This window comes from Actinomyces sp. oral taxon 849 str. F0330 (assembly GCF_000239715.1).
Classification (GTDB): Bacteria; Actinomycetota; Actinomycetes; order Actinomycetales; family Actinomycetaceae; genus Actinomyces; species Actinomyces johnsonii.
Genome location: NZ_JH470370.1, coordinates 1 through 6,064 on the forward strand (window position 1 = coordinate 1; position 6,064 = coordinate 6,064).

Consider the following 6,064-nt stretch of genomic DNA (forward strand, 5'->3'; position numbering starts at 1 on the left):
GCTGCCGACGCGACCGGACGGTTCGACGGTGGCTCCGGACGACGGAAACGTCAGATCGACGGGCGTGAGCCCGCCGAAGCGTTAAATAGCGGATAAAGTTCAGAGATCAGGGTCACGCGATCCGAATTTGAATCTGGAACGCCGATCTGCTTATCCTAGTCCGGTCGCCTTCGAGAGGCAAGCAGGGAATATTCCTTGTGGATATCTCGCTGGGTGTGTTGTTTGAGAACTCGATAGTGTGTCATGTTTTTTATGTCATTTGGTTCTGGGGGGCTGTGCATGGCTTGTTTGGTTGTGTGTGGTTTCTTGGGGCTGTTTGTTTTTGGTTTGCCTGGCTCTGGGTTTTGCTTGGGGTTGGGTTGGGCTTTGGTCTGGTTTTCTGGGCTTTGTACTGGCTTTGCTCTGGTTGGCTCTTGTTTTGGGGTTGGTTGGGGTTTTGTTGGTTTTGTTTGGAGAGTTTGATCCTGGCTCAGGACGAACGCTGGCGGCGTGCTTAACACATGCAAGTCGAACGGTGAAGCGCTTGCCTTTTTGGTGGGTGTGGATGAGTGGCGAACGGGTGAGTAACACGTGAGTAACCTGCCCTCTTCTTCTGGATAACCTCATGAAAGTGGGGCTAATACGGGGTATTCCGGGTCTGTCGCATGGCGGGTTTGGGAAAGATTGCGCCTTTGGGTGTTTTCGGTGGGGGATGGGCTCGCGGCCTATCAGCTTGTTGGTGGGGTGATGGCCTACCAAGGCGGTGACGGGTAGCCGGCCTGAGAGGGTGGACGGCCACACTGGGACTGAGACACGGCCCAGACTCCTGCGGGAGGCAGCAGTGGGGAATATTGCACAATGGGCGCAAGCCTGATGCAGCGACGCCGCGTGAGGGATGGAGGCCTTCGGGTTGTGAACCTCTTTCGCCAGTGAAGCAGGCCTGCTCCTGTGTGGGTGGGTTGACGGTAGCTGGATAAGAAGCGCCGGCTAACTACGTGCCAGCAGCCGCGGTAATACGTAGGGCGCGAGCGTTGTCCGGAATTATTGGGCGTAAAGAGCTCGTAGGCGGCTGGTCGCGTCTGTCGTGAAATCCTCTGGCTTAACTGGGGGCTTGCGGTGGGTACGGGCCGGCTTGAGTGCGGTAGGGGAGGCTGGAACTCCTGGTGTAGCGGTGGAATGCGCAGATATCAGGAAGAACACCGGTGGCGAAGGCGGGTCTCTGGGCCGTTACTGACGCTGAGGAGCGAAAGCGTGGGGAGCGAACAGGATTAGATACCCTGGTAGTCCACGCCGTAAACGTTGGGCACTAGGTGTGGGGGGCCTTTTCCGGGTTCTTCCGCGCCGTAGCTAACGCATTAAGTGCCCCGCCTGGGGAGTACGGCCGCAAGGCTAAAACTCAAAGGAATTGACGGGGGCCCGCACAAGCGGCGGAGCATGCGGATTAATTCGATGCAACGCGAAGAACCTTACCAAGGCTTGACATGTGCCGGTCGGCTCCGGAGACGGGGTTTCCTTCCTTTGTGGGGGCCGGTTCACAGGTGGTGCATGGTTGTCGTCAGCTCGTGTCGTGAGATGTTGGGTTAAGTCCCGCAACGAGCGCAACCCCTGTCCCGTGTTGCCAGCACGTTGTGGTGGGGACTCGCGGGAGACTGCCGGGGTCAACTCGGAGGAGGGTGGGGATGACGTCAAATCATCATGCCCCTTATGTCTTGGGCTTCACGCATGCTACAATGGCCGGTACAGAGGGCTGCGATGCCGTGAGGTGGAGCGAATCCCTTAAAGCCGGTCTCAGTTCGGATCGGTGTCTGCAACTCGACACCGTGAAGTTGGAGTCGCTAGTAATCGCAGATCAGCAACGCTGCGGTGAATACGTTCTCGGGCCTTGTACACACCGCCCGTCACGTCATGAAAGTCGGCAACACCCGAAGCCCGTGGCCTTATGGGGAGCGGTCGAAGGTGGGGCTGGTGATTGGGACGAAGTCGTAACAAGGTAGCCGTACCGGAAGGTGCGGCTGGATCACCTCCTTTCTAAGGATAGGTATTGTGTGGGGGTGGCTTCCTGGTCGTGGTTGTCTGGGCTGTTGATGGGTCTGGGCCGGCTGGGGGGCTGTTCTTGCGGAAAAGGGGCGGCTGGTCGTGTCTCGTGGGTGTGTTGCTCGCGGGTGTGGTTGGTTGTCTGTAGTTGGCATAGGAAACACGCCTGTTGCTGCCTGGTTTGGGTGGTGGTGGGTGCCCCTTGCGTGTTTTGTGTGTGTGGGGGGTGGCATGCTGTCGGGGTTCTGGGGTAGTGCGCCCTGGTTGCCTGGCCTGTGGTTCTGCTTTGCTGTTGTTTGGTGGGGTGGGGTTGTGGGTGTGGGTGGGTTGGTTGTGAACTGTATAGTGGACGCGAGCATTATTACTGTATTGTTTCTGTGATTGTGGCATGCGGGCTTTTTGTCTGTGTGTTTTGTCGTGTTTTGTTGTTTGTTTTTTTGAGCGTTCGGTGGATGCCTTGGCATCAGGGGCCGATGAAGGACGTGGTGGCCTGCGATATTCCTCGGGGAGCCGGCTGGCGGGCTGTGATCCGAGGGTTTCCGAATGGGGGGACCCGGCACGAGTTATGTCGTGTCACCTGCATCTGAATTGTATAGGGTGTGGGGGGTGACGCGGGGAAGTGAAACATCTCAGTACCCGTAGGAGAAGATATTCCGTGAGTAGTGGCGAGCGAAAGCGGATGATGGTTAAACCGTGTGCGTGTGATACTCGGCAGGGGTTGCGTGTGCGGGGTTGTGGGGCTGTTCTGTTGGTCTTCTGCCGGAGGCCTGGCGCATTGCTGGCTGGTAGCTGAATCGTCTGGGAAGGCGTGGCGTAGTGGGTGATACCCCCGTAGGCGGAACTGGTTGGTGTGTGTTTGGGGTGGTGCCCGAGTAGCACGGGGCTCGTGGAATCCTGTGTGAATCTGCCAAGACCACTTGGCTGCCTGAATACCTCCTGATGACCGATAGTGGATAGTACCGTGAGGGAATGGTGAAAAGTACCCCGGGAGGGGAGTGAAATAGTACCTGAAACCGGGCGCTTGCAAGCCGTCAGAGCTCTTCGCGCATGTTGTGTGTGGGGGGTGGTGGCGTGCCTTTTGAAGAATGAGCCTGCGAGTCAGTGGCGTGTCGCGAGGTTAACCCGTGTGGGGTAGTCGTAGCGAGAGCGAGTCCGAAGAGGGCGAGTTAGTGGCGCGTTCTGGACCCGAAGCGGGGTGATCTACCCATGGCCAGGTTGAAGCACGTGTAAGAGCGTGTGGAGGACCGAACCCACCTAGGTTGAAAACTGGGGGGATGAGCTGTGGGTAGGGGTGAAAGGCCAATCAAACTCCGTGATAGCTGGTTCTCCCCGAAATGCATTTAGGTGCAGCGTCGTGTGTTGCCCGGCGGAGGTAGAGCTACTGGGTGGCTGATGGGCCCCACAGGGTTACTGACGTCAACCAAACTCCGAATGCCGTCTGGGTTGAGTGCGGCAGTGAGACTGCGGGGGATAAGCTCCGTGGTCGAGAGGGAAACAGCCCGGATCGCCGGCTAAGGCCCCTAAGCGTGTGCTAAGTGGGAAAGGATGTGCGGTCGCGCAGACAACCAGGAGGTTGGCTTAGAAGCAGCCATCCTTGAAAGAGTGCGTAATAGCTCACTGGTCAAGTGATCGTGCGCCGACAATGTAGCGGGGCTCAAGCACACCGCCGAAGCCGCGGACCTGCAACGTGTTCCTTTCATCTTCCCACGTGTTGGGGTGGTGGCAGGGGTTGTGGGTGGTAGGGGAGCGTCCCGCACTGGGGGAAGCCTGTGGGTGACTGCTGGTGGACGGTGCGGGAGTGAGAATGCAGGCATGAGTAGCGATACTAGGGTGAGAAGCCCTAGCGCCGAATGACCAAGGGTTCCAGGGCCAGGCTAGTCCGCCCTGGGTGAGTCGGGACCTAAGGCGAGGCCGACAGGCGTAGTCGATGGATGACGGGTTGATATTCCCGTACCGGCGAAGCACCGCCCATGCTGACGCGCGGGTGCTAACCCACGCCCGGCCGCCATAATAGCCGCGCCTACTCCTTTCGGGGGGTGGTGTGGTTGTGGTGGTGGGGTCTGGGGATCCTCCGTGCAGGTAGGCAAGCGTGTTAACAGGGGTGACGCACAGTGGTAGCCCGGCGGATCTGATGGCTTGGTCCGTTCAAGCGCGCAGCCCGTCTCCTAGGTAAATCCGGGGGGCAGCCCATGTGTTTGGGCGGGGGTGAGGCGTGATGGTGACCCCACATTTGGTGGGGGATATCAGGGTGATCCTGGGGTGCCGAGAAAAGCCTCGACGCGATGGTGCCAGCCGCCCGTACCCTAAACCGACACAGGTGGTCGGGCAGAGTATGCCTAGGCGCACGAGTGAATCATGGTTAAGGAACTCGGCAAAATGCCCCCGTAACTTCGGGAGAAGGGGGGCCCTATCCTTTGAAGCCCCGTTTTGCGGGCTAGGGGGGTGGGCCGCAGAGACCAGGGGGAAGCGACTGTTTACTAAAAACACAGGTCCGTGCGAAGCCGTAAGGCGATGTATACGGACTGACGCCTGCCCGGTGCTGGAAGGTTAAGAGGAACCATCAACCCCCTTTGTGGGGTGAAGTGGTGAATTTAAGCCCCAGTAAACGGCGGTGGTAACTATAACCATCCTAAGGTAGCGAAATTCCTTGTCGGGTAAGTTCCGACCTGCACGAATGGCGTAACGACTTCCCCGCTGTCTCGACCATGAGCTCGGCGAAATTGCAGTACGAGTAAAGATGCTCGTTTCGCGCAGAAGGACGGAAAGACCCCGGGACCTTTACTACAGCTTGGTATTGGCGCCCGCTATAGCTTGTGCAGGATAGGTGGGAGACGTTGAAGCTGTCACGCCAGTGGTGGTGGAGTCGTCCTTGAAATACCACTCTGGTTATGGCGTGCGCCTGAACCTGGGCCCGTGATCCGGGTCAGGGACAGTGCCTGGTGGGTAGTTTAACTGGGGCGGTTGCCTCCTAAAGTGTAACGGAGGCGCTCAAAGGTTCCCTCAGCCTGGTCGGCAACCAGGTGTTGAGTGCAAGTGCACAAGGGAGCTTGACTGTGAGACCGACGGGTCGAGCAGGTACGAAAGTAGGAACTAGTGATCCGGCGATCCCGTGTGGGTGGGTCGTCGCTCAACGGATAAAAGGTACCCCGGGGATAACAGGCTGATCCTGCCCAAGAGTCCATATCGACGGCATGGTTTGGCACCTCGATGTCGGCTCGTCGCATCCTGGGGCTGGAGCAGGTCCCAAGGGTTGGGCTGTTCGCCCATTAAAGCGGTACGCGAGCTGGGTTTAGAACGTCGTGAGACAGTTCGGTCCCTATCCTCTGCGCGCGCAGGAGACTTGAGAAGGCCTGTCCCTAGTACGAGAGGACCGGGACGGACGAACCTCTGGTGTGCCAGTTGTCCCGCCCGGGGCACGGCTGGTTGGCTACGTTCGGGACGGGTAACCGCTGAAAGCATCTAAGCGGGAAACCATCTTCAAGACAAGGTCTCCACAAGACAGTTACTGTCTTGGTAGGCCCCCAGCAGACCACTGGGTTGATAGGCCGGAAGTGGAAGACCGGTAACGGTTCGGAGCTGACCGGTACTAATAGGCCAACACAAACAACAACCCCCACCACCACAACCACCGCGCAAGCGGCACAGTAAGAGAGTGAGGGGGGGCAGGAACAAACGCGAGCGTCCACTATACGGTCCACAACCAACCCAACCAACACGCAACGCGACGCGTATACGACACGACGCGCGCGTGGGACGGCAGCCACACAACCGAATCAGTATCGAGTGATTCTCGCACTGCCCATACAATCGTCTCGGTGGTCACAGCGACAGGGAAACGCCCGGCACCCATCCCGAACCCGGAAGCTAAGCCTGACAGCGCCGATGGTACTGCACCCGCCAGGGTGCGGGAGAGTAGGACACCACCGAGCACACACCACACAGTCGGCCCGGAACCGCCAACCAGCGGTCCCGGGCCAACTGCCCCCTCTAGACGAGCACTGCTCTGAACGACAACAACTGTCCTAACGGACAGTAAGGACTGTGCTGTAGG

Annotated in this window: 3 rRNA genes; all 3 read left to right on the forward strand. The window is 58.8% G+C overall.

Annotated features, from left to right (window positions below):
* The first annotated feature begins 446 nt into the window (after positions 1-446).
* The 3 genes from HMPREF0975_RS14080 to rrf all read left to right on the forward strand — a co-directional run bounded on the left by HMPREF0975_RS14080 (position 447) and on the right by rrf (position 5,942).
* Positions 447-2,007 (forward strand): 16S ribosomal RNA (locus tag HMPREF0975_RS14080).
* 431 nt (positions 2,008-2,438) lie between these two features.
* A 23S ribosomal RNA gene (locus HMPREF0975_RS14085) occupies positions 2,439-5,622 on the forward strand.
* 202 nt (positions 5,623-5,824) lie between these two features.
* A 5S ribosomal RNA gene (rrf, locus tag HMPREF0975_RS14090) occupies positions 5,825-5,942 on the forward strand.
* Together the 16S, 23S and 5S rRNA genes form the textbook arrangement of a ribosomal RNA operon.
* The last annotated feature ends 122 nt before the right edge of the window (positions 5,943-6,064 follow it).